The following is a 15,396-nucleotide window of genomic DNA, read 5'->3' on the forward strand; positions in this document are numbered from 1 at the left end:
ATGGCACGCGTATCTGCTTCAATTTTAGCCTGTGACCAAACCCGCCTGGGCGCTCAAGTCGCCCAGGCCGAGGCCGCAGGAATTGACTATCTCCACGTTGATATCATGGATGGATATTACGTGGCCAATGTGGCCTTCGGCCCACAAACCGTCCGGGATTTACACCAAGTCTGTCCCCTGCCCATTTCGGTTCATTTCGAAGTGGCCCACCCGGATATTTATTTCCCGATCTTTGCAGATGTCGGGGCAGAGGTCATCACCTTCCAATTGGATGCCTGCCCCAATCCATTGCACTTATTGGCGGAAATCAGAAAACTCGGTATTAAGGCGGGGATTGGCATCGGGCCGTCCTACGGACTGGAGCGCCTGCCCTACCTGCTGCCCCATATAGACTGGCTTGTCCTGATGAGCGGTGAGCCAGGCTATGGCGGCCAAAAGCTGGATGAATCCATTTATGGGAAGCTTGCTGAGGCTAAAGCACTGATGGCTACATGTGGACACACCGTTCCCATCAGTGTGGACGGCGGTGTCAATGACCAAAACGGTGCGGACCTCGTCCGGGCCGGTGCGGATATCCTCATTGCCGGAAGCTACCTCTTCGGAGGGGAATCCATCCCGGATCGGGTCAGCCAATTAAAAGAATTATAACGGTTTAAAGTATTCAAAAAAGTATTAGAAAGTTGGAGGTTGGTTGTGGAAACTGGACATAATGTATTTTTAGTCGTTAATCCCAAATCGTATCTATATGGAGAAGAAGCACTGGCGCTGGCTGTCGCCGCGGATGAAATTGCAAAAGAGACGGGCATTGAGCTGTATTTTACCTGCCCCTATGCCGATATCCGCCAGATTCGGGAAAAAACATCCCATATCATCGTCACGGCCCAGCACATGGACCCTTTGACACCCGGTCGTGGGATGGGCCATGTTTTGCCGGATTCCTTAAAGGCAGCTGGTGCCGATGCGGTGTTCCTCAACCATGCCGAAAATCCACTGACCATCAGTGCCTTGTACAAAACCATTCTTCGGGCCAAAGAACTGAAGATGACCACCATCGTTTGTGGAGATTCCGTCGTAGAGGCCTTGGCACTGGCCCAACTTGGTCCGGATATCCTGCTGGCTGAACCCACCGATCTTATCGGAACGGGCCAGGTCGCTGGGGATGATTACATCCTGGATACCGTTTCTAAAATCCGGGCCATTGATAAAAACATTGGGATTATGATTGCCTCAGGGATCACCACCGCAGAGGATGTGTACAATGTTGTCCGTCTGGGTGCCGACGGCACTGGCGGTACCAGTGGTATCCTCAGCGCACCAGACCCCGTTAAGCGGATTCGGGAAATGGCGGTTGCCATTTTACAGGCAGAAAAAGACAGAAAGACAGAAGGAGAAGCGTAAAAATGTTAGTCAATTCAAAAGAAATCCTCAACGATGCAAAAAAAGGCGGCTACGCCGTACCCGCCCCTGATTTTCTGGACCTCGATATGGCCCGGACCTTCGTCCAAACCGCTGAGGCGGAAGGCAAACCCGTGATCTTATCCTTTGCCCAGGCACATCAGGATGTCATTTCCCTGGAAGAAGCCGCGGTCATCGGGAAACTGGTGGGTGAAGCGGTCTCCGTTCCTGTGGTTCTTCATCTTGATCATGGCCAGGATTTAGAATTTTTGGAACGGGCCATGGACTTAGGCTTCACCTCGGTCATGATTGATGCGTCCTCCAAACCCTTCGAGGAAAATGTGGCCATCACCAAGGCAGTCGTTGCACTGGCCCATCCCCGGGGAATCACTGTGGAAGCAGAAATTGGCCATGTGGGCCAGGGAGATGCCTTTGGCGGTGGTGCTGAAGGCCAAAAGAGCGATTCCATTTACACCTCTGTTGCGGAAGCGGTTGCCTTTGTGGAACAAACCGATGTGGATTCTCTGGCGGTTTCCATTGGGACCTGCCACGGCCTCTATGCTGGTAATACCACTCCGGTCCTCAACTTTGAACGGCTCAAGGAACTGGCCGCTGCCGTTCCGGTGCCATTAGTCCTCCACGGCAGCTCTGGTTCCGGGGATGATAATATCCACCGCTGTGCCACTGAGGGCATTGCCAAAATCAATATCTTTACCGACTTCCTCGTCGGTGCGACCAAAGAAATCCACGCCCAGGGCGCTGATGATTTCCTGGCCATGAAGCGCGCCGCCAATACCGGAATGGCTGCCGTTTTAAAACACAATTTCGATAATTTCATTTAAGGAGCCATTTATGACCGTTTATAAAGAAACCATCCAGCTTGAATCCCACGGCGGCACCCCCAGCTTTATCAATATTACTGACAGTGTTCGGACTGCCATTAAAAATAGCGGGGTCCAGAACGGAACCTGTACCGTCATTTCCCCCCACACCACCTGCTCCGTCTTCTTTGAAGAATTTGTCCACGACTTCACCGAGGACGGGACCACGGAATTCCTCCAGGCTGATTTAAATGATGCCCTCAAGAAGATTATCCCCGACGAGGTGGAACTGGGCCAATACCGCTACCCTGGGGACAAGCATTTTGAAGATGTCTTTACCTGGCCGGATTGGGAATCCTGGATTCCCGGTGGGGATAAAACCCAGCTTCTCAACTGCGACGCCCACTTAAAATCCACACTCCTGGGCTCCAGCGCTATTTTCGAAGTCGATGAAGGCCAGTTAGGCGTCGGCAAAACCGGCTATGTCTACTTTGTGGATTTCGACCGCACCCGGGCCCGTTCCCGTAAATGTAAGATTATCGTCATGGGCGAATAAGCCCATAACCCCCGAGCCTTTGAATGAAATTCGGTAAAGGTTTCGGGGGTTCTTTGTGCAAAGAATCCATTGACCTTCCCCCGGGGTCCCTCTATAATGGTGTTAAAACCATTATAGAAACCCGGAGGTATCTTTATTTATGATTAGTGTACGAAACCTCTTTTACAGTCCCAGCCCAGAGCCTTTTATTGAAGATGTCAGCTTTTCCGTCCACCGTGGTGAATGCTTTGGTCTCCTGGGGCCGGCCTATTCAGGTAAAACCACTCTCCTTAAAATCCTCACTGGGCTGCTGCCAGAATTTCAAGGCTCTGCTTCCATCGCCGGAATGGACTGCCGCCATGCCAGAGCCGCCCATCCTGGTGCCATCGGCGTCTGCTTTTCCTTTTCCACCCTTTATGACGAGCTTACGGTCCTGGAAAATCTACGGCTTTTTGCGCCGCCCATCCCCAAGGCATCCCGAAGCATTGAGGAGCTTTTGTCCACTGTCGGTCTGGCCCATAATGCCGAAAAGCCTGTTTCAGAATACTCTCCAGGAATGAAGGCCCGACTCAATTTTATTAAGACCCTGCTCAGCGACCCACCGCTCCTTCTATTGGATGAGCCCACCATGGGTCTGGACTCCACCCAAAGCCAAATGATGAAGGAGCTGATCCTTAAGGAAAAGGCCCGGGGAAAAACAATCCTCTTAGCCACTAGCAGTATCCAGGATGCCACCGATCTGTGTGATCGGGTGGCCTTTATAGTGAATGGTAAGATCTGCACCATGGATGCCCCGCAGAACCTTATTTTCTCCCGGGGCGGCATCCGGATTACCTATACCTGGTACGACCATGGCAAAAAACAAATGACCCGTCCCATTTCTGCCTTTCTTGAAGACAACACCCTTAAACAGCTCATCCTGGAGAACCGCCTTCAATCCATCCACAGCCATCAGCCTACCCTTGAAGATATTTTTATGGATATTACGGGTAGCGGATTGGGGTAAGGTTCTTACCTCAACCCTTTTTTCTTGATGACCATCATAATCTTTAACATCTTTGCCTTTCTCTGTTATACTATAAAAAAACTATTGGAGGACCTCCCATGATCAACATCGCCACCATCGGCACCAATTTTATTGTGGATTGGTTTATTTCAGCAATCCAGACCATCCCATCCTTACATTATCACACCGTCTACTCCCGGAATCCCGAAACGGCCTTGGCCTTTAAAGAAAAACATGGTGCCCAGGCTATCGAAACCGACCTCCTAGCCCTGGCCCAAAACCCAGAGATTGATGGGGTTTATATCGCCAGCCCCAATAGCTGTCATTACGAACAAGCCCTTCTCATGCTAAGCCATGGCAAGCATGTACTGTGTGAGAAAACCATCACCACCAATGCGGCCCAGCTCGCCCGGCTAATCACCCTGGCGGAGGAGCAGCACCTTGTCCTCATGGAAGGGATGCGCGCCCTCTTTACCCCTGGTTTTCAAAAAATGACCGCGGCCCTGCCCCGTCTGGGAACCATTCGCCGGGTCAGTTTCCAGTATTGTCAATACTCCTCCCGCTATGATAATTTTAAAAAAGGCATTGTTGAAAATGCCTTTAACCCTGCCTTATCGAACGGTGCGTTAATGGATATTGGGGTGTACTGCGTCCATCCCCTGGTCAAGCTCTTTGGTGCACCTCAAAAAATTGTCGCTGAGGGGATCCTCCTCAAAAACGGTGTGGACGGTGCGGGTACCATCCTGGCATCCTACGACGGCATGGAAGCCGAGTTAACCTATTCTAAAATTACTGATGGCCATATCCCCAGCCAAATTCAAGGAGAGGATGGAACCCTTTTGCTAACGGCCATCAACCGCCCCCTGGACCTTAAGCTCATTCCCCGCCAAGGTGCCCCCGAATCCCTTTTCAGTGCCACACCTGGCCAGGGCCGGGATCTGGATATGGTGGGTCAGGTGACCGAATGGGTACGACTCATTGAAGCGGGCCATACTGGTGCCTGCCATAATCAATACTCTCTGATGAGTCTGGAGATTATGGATGAAGCCCGGCGACAGATGGGGCTGATCTTTCCAGATGATGACAATCCTTCCCAGATTCTTTAAAGGGCAACGCCTATTTTTTCCTGGGAAAAGTGGATGTTTTCCATACTGCCGCTAATATCCAGGGCTGAGAACACCTGGTTTGCCATTTTTCCCTTTACCTGGAAATTGCTGTGGAACAATAGCCCTTCTTCCGGCCAGAGCGTCCCAATATAATGCCCGGGAAAGGATACAATCCGAGGCCGAATTATGGCTCTAAAATCATTAAACCGCAGGTGTATGGAGGCACTGATACTATGAAGGGGGCTTCCCGTTTTATTAATAAGCAGGCCAGTGATTTTCAACTGACGCATTACTTGGCGATATTCCCCCTTTATAAAGATAAAATGAATCCGTCCATCGGTCAGCAGTGCCCCTTGCCCTTTCAAAATTCGCTCTGCTTGATTTAATTCCTGTTGAATTCCCGGCTCATCCCACTGCTCCTCGAGCATCCTTGGGATCCGAATATGAATGGCCATTCTCCTTCCCCCACCTTCGATTTACTCGCCAAATGCGATTCAATAGCTTCGCTTTAAACTTCCTTAATTATATCCTTACTCCCATTCTGGCATCAATCCCCAGTTCTTCGCACGGGTGTTCCAATTCATCCGGTGCATCATACAAAATACCCCCAATGATCTAAAATGATCATTGAGGGTATTTTGTAGCGATTGAAGGCATCACCTCTATTAACTGACGATTAGATTCCTTTGATTTTTTTAATTACCGGGTAAGCCACCACTGCAGCCAACAGGATTGGCAAAAGAATCAATCCCCAATGATCCCTTGTAATGCCCGTTTTTACATCGTTATTTACCTGTTTATCCTTCGTTTCTGTTGCCAGGTATTTTGTTGCCGCTGGTTCAAATTCCCAATATCCAACAAATTCAACATCCTGATCCCCTATAATATCCTTCTCTCGATCATAGCCTTTAAAACGCCAAATACCATCCTCAACCTGCACTGCATTTTGGCTGGGAGCGGTGGCATGAACTTCTGTCCCCACTGTTTTTCCCGTCTGTTTTAATGGCAGAATTGCTAGAACATCTGGCGGTAACACCTTTCCCTCCGTTTTACTTACGAAGTGATGGATGACATCAAAGCGGCGAGGGCACACTTCATTTTCATAACGAATACTCTCAATGGATTGCGGCATTTTCATATAATCCAGGGTCGCTGCACTTATTTCCTCTGGACTGGCCCCTTCTGCCCGCATTTTCTCTTTTTTAGCCATCAATGCTAACCTTAATCCCTCTTCGTTCCATTGGCCGGTTACCTTGGCAGCCGTTACTTTTTTATCCTCTGAAAAATCGGCTGGAGGATCAAATCTTTTTGTAAAGGTAATCCCATAGGCACTATCCGAAGGAATATTGCCAAACTCAATGGTTGCTATGTTTCCATTGATGGTTATGGATTTCCCTTGCATTGCCTGGGTATAGCGCCCACCACCATTAACCGCGGGATAGTAGCGATTGATCACCCAGTCTGTCGTATCCGAATTTGTGGTGCCATCATAGGGAAGGGTAATGGTCATCACCGCATTATCCATGGCATAGTCGCTGGCAAATACAATCCGCCAGTACTGTACCTGGGTTTGGCTAAGTCCCGCATCCTGCCAGTGCTGAACCTCCAGATTCCCAGGGCCAAAGGTAGCAGCCAATTCCGCATTATCGCTATTGACATGATGATTTCTGGGGTTGTAAACTTTTTCAAAATATCCATTGTTTGAATAATCGTCTAAATTAGGATCCATCACCGAACGGGCATTAAATTCAACCCCATCAGTATAAACCGTGGTTATTTGATCCTCCTGGCACCCCCGCTCATTGATAATGGTTTCTGTGATTGTTTTTGTAGCGGCTTTATAGCCATTGGATGGTAGCATATAGGTTAACTTCCCATCCTGATCCCTATCAGCAGCACTTCCATTGGCGTCCTTTTCTGTATAGGGTACGCCATAGGTCTGAGAAAGATAACTTGTGAAAGCCAAACTCTCCGCCCTGACCGCTTTGCCATTAACACCCATTCCTAAATTCATAAAAATCATCATTGTCATGCAAAAAGTAATTCCAAGTCTCTTCATACCGTCCTAATACCATCCTTCTCTTTCATTTGCATAAAATTTTATTTTGAAGAATCATCTTCTTTGTTTTGCCTTTTTCCGGATATGGATAATTAAAAAAATGCTGATTAAAAGCAGCAGCCCCATTTTTATGGAGCCTTGTCGGCTCCAACCTGCTCCGATACCCGTATTCGGATTTATTTTTCTAATGATATTGACTGACTCTTTGGTGATTAAACCGCTTTGTGTTTGCTCTTCCTTATGTCCCCAGTTTTTTTGTACAAAGGGCACAAAAACCTGGCTGGCAGCTTGAGCATCGGTGGAATGCATTGATGTCAACCCCCCCACACCACTCCCTAAAAAGCCGACAATAAAAAATAATAATAAGCCAGCTTCCAAGTGCCTTTTTATCCTTTTCAAATTTAACACGCCCTTTTCTTTTGTCCTTTCTCCGTTGTATTTGCTATTCCTTTAGCAATTGTTGAAGAATCGCTTCCCTTGACTGTCCCGGGTTTCCTTCATTTTTTAGGTATTTTAACGCCTGTTTCCATTCGTTCAATGAGAATTGATTTACAAGTGTATCCTGCTCACTTATCTTTTTCAGCACAACCTTCCATTGTGTTGTCGATTTTAAATCGGATATGAACCGACAGCCCGAATAAACCGTTAAAAACTCAAGTAACTCCATTGAGTTCCCTGTCTTTTCAAGGGAATTATCCACTTGCATCCACCCCCTTCCTTTGTTATAATGATTATTAACTACCATTTCCTAAAAAATTGAATCTGTATCCTACTCACTATCAATCATACTGCCATTTTACAGTAGCATGCGTATCAGAAGCGTAGATACCCTGTGGTTTTATCTGTAAAATGGTTTAAAATTAGCTGAGGAGGATTTTGATGTGCTAAAACTCTATATTGATCGGGATCGATTGCTCCAATATCTGTATCAATCCATTGATAAACACCGTTATTTGATTCACCTGTTGTTGGGTGTCGTCCAATCCCTTTACTCTTTATTGATCTTCCTCTTTTTAAAACAATATCTTTTAATCGGAATCTGCCTCTTTGGCTGTTCCCTTTTTTTCCTGCTGTATCGCATGTCACGGTTCGGTTCTTTCAAATTGATGTTTTTGTGCATCCTGCTCTATGCCTATCTCTTTGAGATTGGGGCTGCCTACTTTCTGGACTGGGAATTAGGCTTTCAGAATTTTTTATTTACCCTAATTCCCGTCTGCTTTTCATTTATATATCTTGATGATAATTACGATGAGATTATCCCCATGGGCATTTATTCCTCGGGCCTGATTATTATCTGTTATATCCTTTGCGGATTCATCGATTATTGGGTAACACCCACCAACGGACTTCCCTATCGGGATATCTGGATTATTAATACCTGTACAACCACCCTGGTGATGGGGATACTCTTTATCAATATTATGCTTTTTGTCATAGAGCTTCGTACCGTCCATCAGAAGCTGGATAAATTCTCTGAGGTACGCCTGAATAATTTGCGCAGCACCCTAATGCTCAGCCAAATCAAACCTCATTTTCTCTACAATTCCTTGGGCGCCATTGAGGATGCCATTGAGGCGGATCCGAACCGAGCCAAAGAAGAGCTTGAATCCTTTGCCCGCTACCTTCGCATGAATATCGATACCCTGTCTTCCCAGGAGCTCGTCTCCTTTGAAACAGAATTAACCCATGTCCGCACCTATATGCAAATTCAGAATTTACGTTTTGAGAACCAAATTCACTTAAATTACCCCATTGATTCCCCGAATTTCGAGCTTCCTCCCCTGACCATTCAGCCCATTGTGGAAAATGCCATCAATCACGGTATTCGACCCAAGGGTGGGTGCGGACATATCCAAATAACATCTAAGGAAACCCCCGATGCCTTTACCATTACCATTGAGGATGACGGGATTGGATTTGAAATGAGGGAAAATGAAGCGGAAAGGGATATCGGCTCCACCGGACTGTACAATGTCAACTATCGATTGACACAGATGTGCCAGGGAAAAATGGAAATATCCAGCACCCCAGGGGTGGGCACCACCGTTACTCTGGTCATCCCAAAGGCTGAAAAGGAAGTGTGAAAATGAGAACTATTTTTGTAGATGATGAGCTCTGGGCCTTGCGCAAATTCCAAAAACTCTGTACCCAGATCCAGGATATCGATATTCTTGGAAGCTTCGCTAATCCCCAAGAAGCCCTGAACTTTGCCCGGGAGCATGCCGTGGATTTTGCAATCCTGGATATTGATATGCCCCAGATGAGTGGACTATCCCTGGGCAAGGCCTTACGAGCCCTGTATCCAGAGATTGTGTTAGTGTATGTCACCGCCCATGATCAGTTTGCCAATGCGGCTTTAAAGCTTAAGGCTGACTATTTTCTGACCAAGCCCTATTCCTCTGCAGATATCCATGATGTCCTCCAACGGGCACGGCTTTTAAGCCAACGCCAGGATAAGCCGGTCTTTATTCGCACCTTTGGCACCTTTGATGTTTTTTTACATGGACAGCCTATTGAATTTTCAAGCGCCAAGGCCAAGGAGTTATTGGCATTTTTAGTCGATAGTAAAGGGGGACTTGTCACAACAAAGGAAGCAATGGCGGTGGTTTGGGAGGGGGAAGGGGATGACGCCCTATGCCGCACAGCTGCAATGCGGCTGCGACGGATTCTAAAACAATATGGTATCGAGGCGATCCTCTCCGAAGACCGGACTGGGCGCTGTGTCAATATGGAAGCCTTTGATTGTGATTATTATATGCTGCTCAAAGGAATGAACCGTGGTAAATGGGCTTTTTCAGGGGAATACATGAAACAGTATAGCTGGGCAGAGGTCACCCTCTCAGCTCTTTTGAAGAAAATGGATTGGTGCTAACGACACTAAACGCTCCACGGAAACGGGGAGCGTTTGTCTTTGATTTTTTCCAAAAAATAAAAAAACGCTTACGCGCATAATTTTTAAATGGCGGAGAAGGGGGGATTCGAACCCCCGATACGCTTTCACGTATACACGCTTTCCAGGCGTGCTCCTTAAACCAGCTCAGACACCTCTCCACTGCTTCAGCAAAGTAAAAATATTAAGTTAAAATTCGATTATATTTATTTACCGAACAGTTTATAATTATAATGGTGAATGATGTTTTTGTCAAGGAAAAACCGGAAATTAATTCAGAAATTTTTTGAGGTTTTTAGGGAATTCTCCATCAGGGTATGCTAAAATAAACCAAAAGGAGGCGGCACCGACATGCTTAAGTATCTAGGGACCATTGATGCACTCAAAACCTATCTTCTTAGCTTTGGACCATGGACCCCTGCCGTTTATTTCATTCTCCAGATGCTTCAGGTTATTTTGGCTCCCCTGCCAGGAGGAACCACCACCCTCATTGGCGGTGCACTTTTTGGTGGCCTTTGGGGGACGCTCATTAGCTCTGTGGCGGTAATTTTGGGATCCTGTGCGGTATTTGCGCTGACGAAGCGATTGGGGCGGCCTTTTGTGGTTAAATTTTCCCACAATTCGCCCTGGATTGAGAAGTTTGAAAGTATCCATGAGGATAAAATGGAAACCATCCTATTCCTCATTTTTATTTTTCCGGCATTTCCCGATGACCTCATCTGTTTTGTGGCCGGGCTGACCAAAATTCCCTTCCGGCGCTTCTTACTGCTCTGTGTGGTGGGACGTACTCCGGGTATCTTGCTCAACACCCTTATCGGGGCGGGTATTATGTCGGATAATCCCACCCAGCTTATTATCTTTATTGCCATCTATGCGGTGCTTATCGTCATCTTCCTGCTGAATACCAAGCGGTTATCCGCTTATATTGAAAAACACCGATACCATCAACCAGAGAAAGGGACATCCCCCCATGAATCCAAAAACCACACCAACACGAAGTGAAAAACAATGCCATAAGCTCTTTATCAGCGAGCTGGTAACGGCTTTTATCTGTGGCTATATTATCTATGGCCTGGCCGGAACCCTGGAAACCGGTCTGGATCTACGGCTCATTATCCCGGGTGCCATCTTAATTTTTGTCCTCCTTCAGGGAACGGCCTATTGGTATTACCGTCGTCAAGAGGCCAGGGGCACTTCCATGGATCGTCCCCTCATTCTTAAAATTTTTGCACTTTTAAAAAAGGTAACCCCTTACATCCTGTGCCTCTATCCCTTATTAATAATCTACCTTCTGCTCCGGGAGCCCCAACAGCTCTGGGTACCCTTTAATATCTTTGGCATTATTCTATGGGCCTTTGCCCTCATTGAATTTACGAATAATTATTATTTTAACGTTCGCCTGGGTAATTTAAAGCACAGGGCTCCCTCAGATTTGGCCCTGGAGCTCGACGCAGAATCACATCGAAAGGGAGTGAAAAAATGAGGATTTTAATCGACGGGGATGCCTGCCCCAAAAGCGCGAAGGTAGTCTGTCATGAACTTTCCAAGGAATATAATATTCCAGCTTTTATCTTTACTGAGGGAAACAGGGATTGGGATGAGGACACCGATGAGGATGTCATGGCGTTTTCCCCCAGCGACTATCTGCCCGGGGCCATGGATTATAAGCTGAGTGCCTTGGCCGGCAAGGGGGATATCATCGTAACCCACGATTATAGCCTGGCCTCCGTGATTTATCCCCAGGTACTGGCGGTGGTCCATCCCTGTGGTTTTATCTACAATGCCACCAATATGGACCAGCTGTTGTACGAACGCTTTATGACTCGGAAAAGCCATAACCCCAAAAAAGGGAAGGAAGCCCGGATTAAAAAAAGATCCTCCGAGGAGGATCAGGCCCTTCGCCAGGTGCTGTTGGATCTCATCACTCCGGCGGATCAGCGGGCACCCTTCATCCATTTTAAATAGCTTAGTCCCCAACCCCCAGGGCTGTATTCTCAACGAGAACCCAGCATTGGGGGTCTTTTTGAAGGCATTTGTACCAATTGTCCATAAACCAGTGGATGAGCCGGACATCGGCTTTAATGGGTGTTTTATTATCGTTAAAGATGTTGATATAGACGGTTTGAAACCATTTTTTCGCCAGGGTCAAATCCCGCTCAAATTGTTCAGTGCTCTGGCCCTCCATGCCGAAGAGGAGACAGCATTCATCAAAAACGGCGGCAATATCCGAGGGAGCGAGACCATAACCCATGCCCTTTGCCATGACCCCTTCCCGATAATTCTCATCGAAGGTCTCAATACCGATCCGGGGATGGAGGGCAATCCCCTTCTCAGCCAGCTCTGCCTTTAGCTTTTTCACCCGATTCACCAAAAGCCAATGGCTTTCCATATGGAGATGGGCAATCCCCTTTTCCACACACAGATCGATGATTCGCATCTGGATTTCCCGGGGCAGCTCAAAATAGGAGCCGGAATTCAGGACGACCAAACGGCCAAAGGCCCCGGTGACCGCATCCAGAACCCTGTGATCCAGGGGGATACTGACCGCATCCTCTCCAGCATCATCGTAATAGTCGCAGAATCGGCATTTTTTCCAAAAACAGCCCCGCCCCATGAGCAGGACAATTTCCATGGGCTGGGGACCCTGGGGCAGACAGCTATACCGCTCACTCATTTCCATGGCCATTAAAGACCCAGGGCCTCAGCCCACTCCTGTTCTTTAAACCCAACACAGACCTTATCCCTTAAAATAAGCTGGGGACGTTTGACGAGCATCCCATCGGTGGCTAGCCAGACGGCCATGTCTTCAGTATCCATATTGGGGACGATATCTTTTAGCGCTAATTCCCGGTAGCGCATGCCGCTGGTGTTAAAAAATCGCTTCGGCGCTCCCCCATAGCGGTCCATGAGAGCTAAAATTTCTTCCTTGGTCAGAGGGTCCTCTACAATATGACGTTCGGTATAGGTCACCCCATGGTCTTCTAAAAATTTCCGGGCCTTTTTACAGGTCGAGCACCGGGGATAGCATAAGAAAATAGGTTCTTCCATGGTTAATTCCTCCCAATTATAGGTTTGCTGCATATCTTTTGGCAGATGGCTATTATCACCGATATAGTCAATGGTGATCTTAAAATTTTCATCAAAGGTAAATTTACTCACCGATACATTGGGGAGTACCTCCTCCTCCATCGCCTCCGGAGGGATGCCCTTGGCATAATTGAGCCAGGTCTGAATTGAAAAGCCATGGGATACGGCCACGATGGTCTTTCCCTGATGCTCACGGACCAGCCCATTGATGGCCTCTGACACCCGTTTATAAACCACTGGTCCCGGTTCGCCCCCCGGGGGATTAACCGCCCCGGGATGGGCACCCATGGCCGCCATGAATTCCGGAAACAAAACGGCGCACTCTTTCATGCTTCGTCCCTCGAGCACGCCTCCATTGATTTCTGTAAGATCAGGTTCGATTTGGATATCGTAGTGGAACACCCTGTCCCCCAGCAGGGCTTCCAGGGTCTGCTTCGCCCGGATTAACGGGCTGCTGACAGCCACATCGATGGGAATTTCTCTAAAATAATTGTATAATCGGTCCCCTTGGGCCAGACCCAATGCATTCAGAGGAATATCCAATGCCCCCTGAAAACACATTTTAACATTTAAATCCGTTGTTCCGTGACGGACTAGATAAAGGGTCGTTCGTTTTTCGTCCATACAGCCTCCATTTTTTATTTTCCTTACAAGAATTATAGCATTGGACCTTCAAAATCGCAACGCAGGACATAAAAAGAGACCGGTAGAGCCGGTCTCAGTGTGTCGACAAACCTAGGTCAGGGTGATGATAAAAATACGAGAACCCCGGTTGCCCCTGCGGGCTGGCGTTTTGGGTTTTCATCAAATTAAGAAAGTCAATCTACCTTGAACCCCATCAAAACCGAAGGTTTTGCGCACTGACAACTGAGGGCTTTCCCTTTGTTCATCAGCGCTTGGGGTCCGGGGTGAATCTTTTTTATCCTCTCCCTGACTGCGCTACACCACTTTGTCTACGCTCTGAGACCGGTAAAACCGGTCTCATGGAGTGGGGACAGAATCAATCTCCTCCCAAATAGGTTGCCAGGATAAAGGCTGTTGTTTTGTCATCCAATTGGACCTGGTACCAGCCATCAGAGGTTTTGGCAATGGCCGTAAATTGATCACCAGTGGCCATGGTCTTAATCAGTTGGGATTCAGCGTTGGGTTGTTCCCGGACGTTCCCAGGCTTCAGAGCGGTCAGCGTCAAGGGGGAATCGAGCTTGGTCAGCGTGACCCCGTCCGCCAGGATAACGGTGGGCGTGGGATCTGCCGTTTGGGTTGTCGCCACCGGTGTCGGTTCAGGCGTTGATTCTGGCGTGGCAGTAGGTGTCGCCGTAGGAGCGGCAGTGGGTTCTGGTGTTGCCGTCGGGGCCGCCGTCGGTGCTGGGGTGGCGGTAGGCTTTGCCTGGGGCGCTTTCGTCGCCGCAGGAGTGTCGATGGTCACGTACCGGCGATCGATATAGCCATTCTGATCCTTGTAGGTCACCTGATACCAACTGGTGGTTTCCCCAGTGACCGAAACTTCAGTATTGACCGCCAGGGTATCCAGGATATCGCTGTAGGTGGTGCAATCCTGTCTGAAATGCACCTCTGAGGTGGTGTGCATTTTCTTGGCATCGTAGGTTTTTAAGGACTGCTTTTCGGCCTCTAAGGTGCCATCTGCAGCATCCTTATTCGCGACAAAGTAAGCCCGGGCAACGTAGGCGTTCCCATTTTCATCCTGAATTTTATACCAATGATTGGTCTCCCCAATGACGGTTACGGCATCACCGCCCTCAATGGTTCCCAGGCTATCGCTGTAGACACTGGGGGTCTTACGGATCTTGACTTCCCCGGTGGCATATCGGGTAGTATAAGAATCGTAGGTTTTCAGACTGTTCTGTTCTGCCTGAAGTTCTTTTTGGATGGTGGTTTCCGCCTTGGTGGATTCCACGGTTTCTGCCGTACTGCCCTTTAGAGCTCCGGTGAGGATTGTAAAGCTGTCCACGGCATTTTCCATCTCCTGGACCAGGACTTCGTTATTGCCCTTGACGACGCCATTGACCACATAAGCACCCTCATCCCCTTTGATGGTGTAGGATTCAGTATAGCTAACGCCACCCTTAGCGTCAGTAATCTTCGCCAGGTATTTGTAGGTTTCAATTCCATTCACCTTGGTATCTAAGAAATAGCTAGTACTGAAGGTATTCCCCGTATCGGCGTTAATCTGCCGCATCCCCCCTTCCAGATCCCCCTGGCTTTTATAAAAAGTCAAGCTGTTGAATTCTGAAGCGGGAACGTAGATAATACTGATGGTACTGTCCTCCCCAGAGGCCAACTCAGCTTCTCCAGTCTCATCAGTCATCACCTTCCATGAATCGTTAGGCATATACAATTCGACGCTCTCATCCTTGGCTTTAAACAAGACCCGGGAATCGGTACTGTTCTTAGTCTGACAGCCCGTTGTCAGGACAAGGGCCAGGGTCAGCACCAAAAAAAACGTAAATAATTTTCGCATAAAATATCCCTCCTTATT

General features: G+C 48.1%; 18 protein-coding genes and 1 tRNA gene. 11 read left to right on the top strand and 8 right to left on the bottom strand.

Annotated features, from left to right (window positions below; all coding sequences use genetic code 11):
- From BLU30_RS08205 to BLU30_RS08230, 6 genes are all read left to right on the top strand, one after another.
- Positions 1–648, top strand: a complete 648-nt coding sequence (locus BLU30_RS08205) for a ribulose-phosphate 3-epimerase (RefSeq protein ID WP_090245378.1) — start codon at positions 1–3, stop codon at positions 646–648.
- A 45-nt stretch (positions 649–693) separates the two neighbouring features.
- Complete coding sequence (locus BLU30_RS08210) at positions 694–1,398, top strand: triose-phosphate isomerase (RefSeq protein WP_090245380.1); 705 nt, start codon at positions 694–696, stop codon at positions 1,396–1,398.
- Positions 1,399–1,400: 2 nt separating this feature from the next.
- Complete coding sequence (locus tag BLU30_RS08215) at positions 1,401–2,237, top strand: class II fructose-bisphosphate aldolase (RefSeq protein WP_090245382.1); 837 nt, start codon at positions 1,401–1,403, stop codon at positions 2,235–2,237.
- A gap of 10 nt (positions 2,238–2,247) precedes the next feature.
- Positions 2,248–2,772, top strand: coding sequence for a YjbQ family protein (locus BLU30_RS08220; protein ID WP_090245383.1), 525 nt, complete (start codon positions 2,248–2,250; stop codon positions 2,770–2,772).
- A gap of 139 nt (positions 2,773–2,911) precedes the next feature.
- The gene (locus tag BLU30_RS08225) at positions 2,912–3,757 is read left to right on the top strand and encodes an ATP-binding cassette domain-containing protein (protein WP_090245385.1); all 846 of its coding nucleotides are present in this window, start codon (positions 2,912–2,914) and stop codon (positions 3,755–3,757) included.
- Between the two features lie 98 nt (positions 3,758–3,855).
- Positions 3,856–4,863, top strand: a complete 1,008-nt coding sequence (locus BLU30_RS08230) for a Gfo/Idh/MocA family protein (RefSeq protein ID WP_090245386.1) — start codon at positions 3,856–3,858, stop codon at positions 4,861–4,863.
- Here BLU30_RS08230 and BLU30_RS08235 read toward each other — a convergent pair.
- The 4 genes from BLU30_RS08235 to BLU30_RS08250 all read right to left on the bottom strand — a co-directional run bounded on the left by BLU30_RS08235 (position 4,860) and on the right by BLU30_RS08250 (position 7,628).
- A complete protein-coding gene (locus BLU30_RS08235) occupies positions 4,860–5,318 on the bottom strand; it encodes a hypothetical protein (protein ID WP_090245388.1) in 459 nt (152 codons plus the stop codon). The genes BLU30_RS08230 and BLU30_RS08235 overlap by 4 nt on opposite strands.
- 221 nt (positions 5,319–5,539) lie before the next feature.
- A complete protein-coding gene (locus BLU30_RS08240; RefSeq protein WP_143024217.1) occupies positions 5,540–6,877 on the bottom strand; it encodes an SHIRT domain-containing protein in 1,338 nt (445 codons plus the stop codon).
- A gap of 99 nt (positions 6,878–6,976) precedes the next feature.
- Positions 6,977–7,300, bottom strand: coding sequence for a hypothetical protein (locus BLU30_RS08245; RefSeq protein ID WP_090245391.1), 324 nt, complete (start codon positions 7,298–7,300; stop codon positions 6,977–6,979).
- Between the two features lie 64 nt (positions 7,301–7,364).
- Positions 7,365–7,628 (bottom strand): hypothetical protein, encoded by a 264-nt coding sequence (locus BLU30_RS08250; protein WP_090245392.1) that lies wholly within the window; start codon positions 7,626–7,628, stop codon positions 7,365–7,367.
- Positions 7,629–7,803: 175 nt separating this feature from the next.
- On the opposite strand from BLU30_RS08250, the gene BLU30_RS08255 reads away from it, so the two are divergent.
- Together BLU30_RS08255 and BLU30_RS08260 are read left to right on the top strand one after the other, a co-directional pair.
- The gene (locus BLU30_RS08255) at positions 7,804–9,006 is read left to right on the top strand and encodes a sensor histidine kinase (protein WP_090245394.1); all 1,203 of its coding nucleotides are present in this window, start codon (positions 7,804–7,806) and stop codon (positions 9,004–9,006) included.
- A 2-nt stretch (positions 9,007–9,008) separates the two neighbouring features.
- Positions 9,009–9,794 carry a response regulator gene (locus BLU30_RS08260; protein WP_090245396.1) on the top strand — a complete coding sequence of 262 codons (786 nt, stop codon included), beginning with the start codon at positions 9,009–9,011 and terminating at the stop codon, positions 9,792–9,794.
- Between the two features lie 88 nt (positions 9,795–9,882).
- Here the strand turns inward: BLU30_RS08260 and BLU30_RS08265 are convergent.
- Positions 9,883–9,973 (bottom strand) — tRNA-Ser (locus tag BLU30_RS08265).
- A 190-nt stretch (positions 9,974–10,163) separates the two neighbouring features.
- On the opposite strand from BLU30_RS08265, the gene BLU30_RS08270 reads away from it, so the two are divergent.
- From BLU30_RS08270 to BLU30_RS08280, 3 genes are read left to right on the top strand one after another with little or no spacing between them, the layout of a single operon-like run.
- Positions 10,164–10,814 carry a TVP38/TMEM64 family protein gene (locus BLU30_RS08270; protein WP_090245397.1) on the top strand — a complete coding sequence of 217 codons (651 nt, stop codon included), beginning with the start codon at positions 10,164–10,166 and terminating at the stop codon, positions 10,812–10,814.
- Positions 10,783–11,295 (top strand): hypothetical protein, encoded by a 513-nt coding sequence (locus BLU30_RS08275; protein ID WP_090245398.1) that lies wholly within the window; start codon positions 10,783–10,785, stop codon positions 11,293–11,295. Before BLU30_RS08270 ends, BLU30_RS08275 begins: the two co-directional genes overlap by 32 nt.
- Complete coding sequence (locus BLU30_RS08280) at positions 11,292–11,777, top strand: DUF188 domain-containing protein (RefSeq protein WP_090245399.1); 486 nt, start codon at positions 11,292–11,294, stop codon at positions 11,775–11,777. The genes BLU30_RS08275 and BLU30_RS08280 overlap by 4 nt, the downstream gene beginning before the upstream one ends.
- A gap of 1 nt (position 11,778) precedes the next feature.
- Here BLU30_RS08280 and BLU30_RS08285 read toward each other — a convergent pair whose 3' ends face one another.
- From BLU30_RS08285 to BLU30_RS08295, 3 genes are all read right to left on the bottom strand, one after another.
- Positions 11,779–12,498 (bottom strand): hypothetical protein, encoded by a 720-nt coding sequence (locus BLU30_RS08285; RefSeq protein ID WP_090245401.1) that lies wholly within the window; start codon positions 12,496–12,498, stop codon positions 11,779–11,781.
- Positions 12,498–13,523, bottom strand: a complete 1,026-nt coding sequence (locus tag BLU30_RS14680) for a Spx/MgsR family RNA polymerase-binding regulatory protein (protein ID WP_090245402.1) — start codon at positions 13,521–13,523, stop codon at positions 12,498–12,500. The genes BLU30_RS08285 and BLU30_RS14680 overlap by 1 nt, the downstream gene beginning before the upstream one ends.
- Positions 13,524–13,899: 376 nt before the next feature.
- Positions 13,900–15,378, bottom strand: coding sequence for an SH3 domain-containing protein (locus BLU30_RS08295; RefSeq protein ID WP_090245404.1), 1,479 nt, complete (start codon positions 15,376–15,378; stop codon positions 13,900–13,902).
- Positions 15,379–15,396: the final 18 nt, after the last annotated feature.

Origin of the sequence: Eubacterium barkeri, assembly GCF_900107125.1 — a bacterium.
Lineage (GTDB): Bacteria > Bacillota > Clostridia > Eubacteriales > Eubacteriaceae > Eubacterium_O > Eubacterium_O barkeri.

Bases quoted from the DNA above. Each gene is read 5' to 3' on its own strand.
- BLU30_RS08205 (WP_090245378.1), top strand. From the start codon at position 1: ATGGCACGCGTATCTGCTTCAATTTTAGCCTGTGACCAAACCCGCCTG.
- BLU30_RS08215 (WP_090245382.1), top strand. From the start codon at position 1,401: ATGTTAGTCAATTCAAAAGAAATCCTCAACGATGCAAAAAAAGGCGGC.
- BLU30_RS08220 (WP_090245383.1), top strand. From the start codon at position 2,248: ATGACCGTTTATAAAGAAACCATCCAGCTTGAATCCCACGGCGGCACC.
- BLU30_RS08225 (WP_090245385.1), top strand. From the start codon at position 2,912: ATGATTAGTGTACGAAACCTCTTTTACAGTCCCAGCCCAGAGCCTTTT.
- BLU30_RS08230 (WP_090245386.1), top strand. From the start codon at position 3,856: ATGATCAACATCGCCACCATCGGCACCAATTTTATTGTGGATTGGTTT.
- BLU30_RS08235 (WP_090245388.1), bottom strand. From the start codon at position 5,318: ATGGCCATTCATATTCGGATCCCAAGGATGCTCGAGGAGCAGTGGGAT.
- BLU30_RS08240 (WP_143024217.1), bottom strand. From the start codon at position 6,877: ATGAATTTAGGAATGGGTGTTAATGGCAAAGCGGTCAGGGCGGAGAGT.
- BLU30_RS08250 (WP_090245392.1), bottom strand. From the start codon at position 7,628: ATGCAAGTGGATAATTCCCTTGAAAAGACAGGGAACTCAATGGAGTTA.
- BLU30_RS08260 (WP_090245396.1), top strand. From the start codon at position 9,009: ATGAGAACTATTTTTGTAGATGATGAGCTCTGGGCCTTGCGCAAATTC.
- BLU30_RS08270 (WP_090245397.1), top strand. From the start codon at position 10,164: ATGCTTAAGTATCTAGGGACCATTGATGCACTCAAAACCTATCTTCTT.
- BLU30_RS08275 (WP_090245398.1), top strand. From the start codon at position 10,783: ATGAATCCAAAAACCACACCAACACGAAGTGAAAAACAATGCCATAAG.
- BLU30_RS08280 (WP_090245399.1), top strand. From the start codon at position 11,292: ATGAGGATTTTAATCGACGGGGATGCCTGCCCCAAAAGCGCGAAGGTA.
- BLU30_RS08285 (WP_090245401.1), bottom strand. From the start codon at position 12,498: ATGGCCATGGAAATGAGTGAGCGGTATAGCTGTCTGCCCCAGGGTCCC.
- BLU30_RS14680 (WP_090245402.1), bottom strand. From the start codon at position 13,523: ATGGACGAAAAACGAACGACCCTTTATCTAGTCCGTCACGGAACAACG.
- BLU30_RS08295 (WP_090245404.1), bottom strand. From the start codon at position 15,378: ATGCGAAAATTATTTACGTTTTTTTTGGTGCTGACCCTGGCCCTTGTC.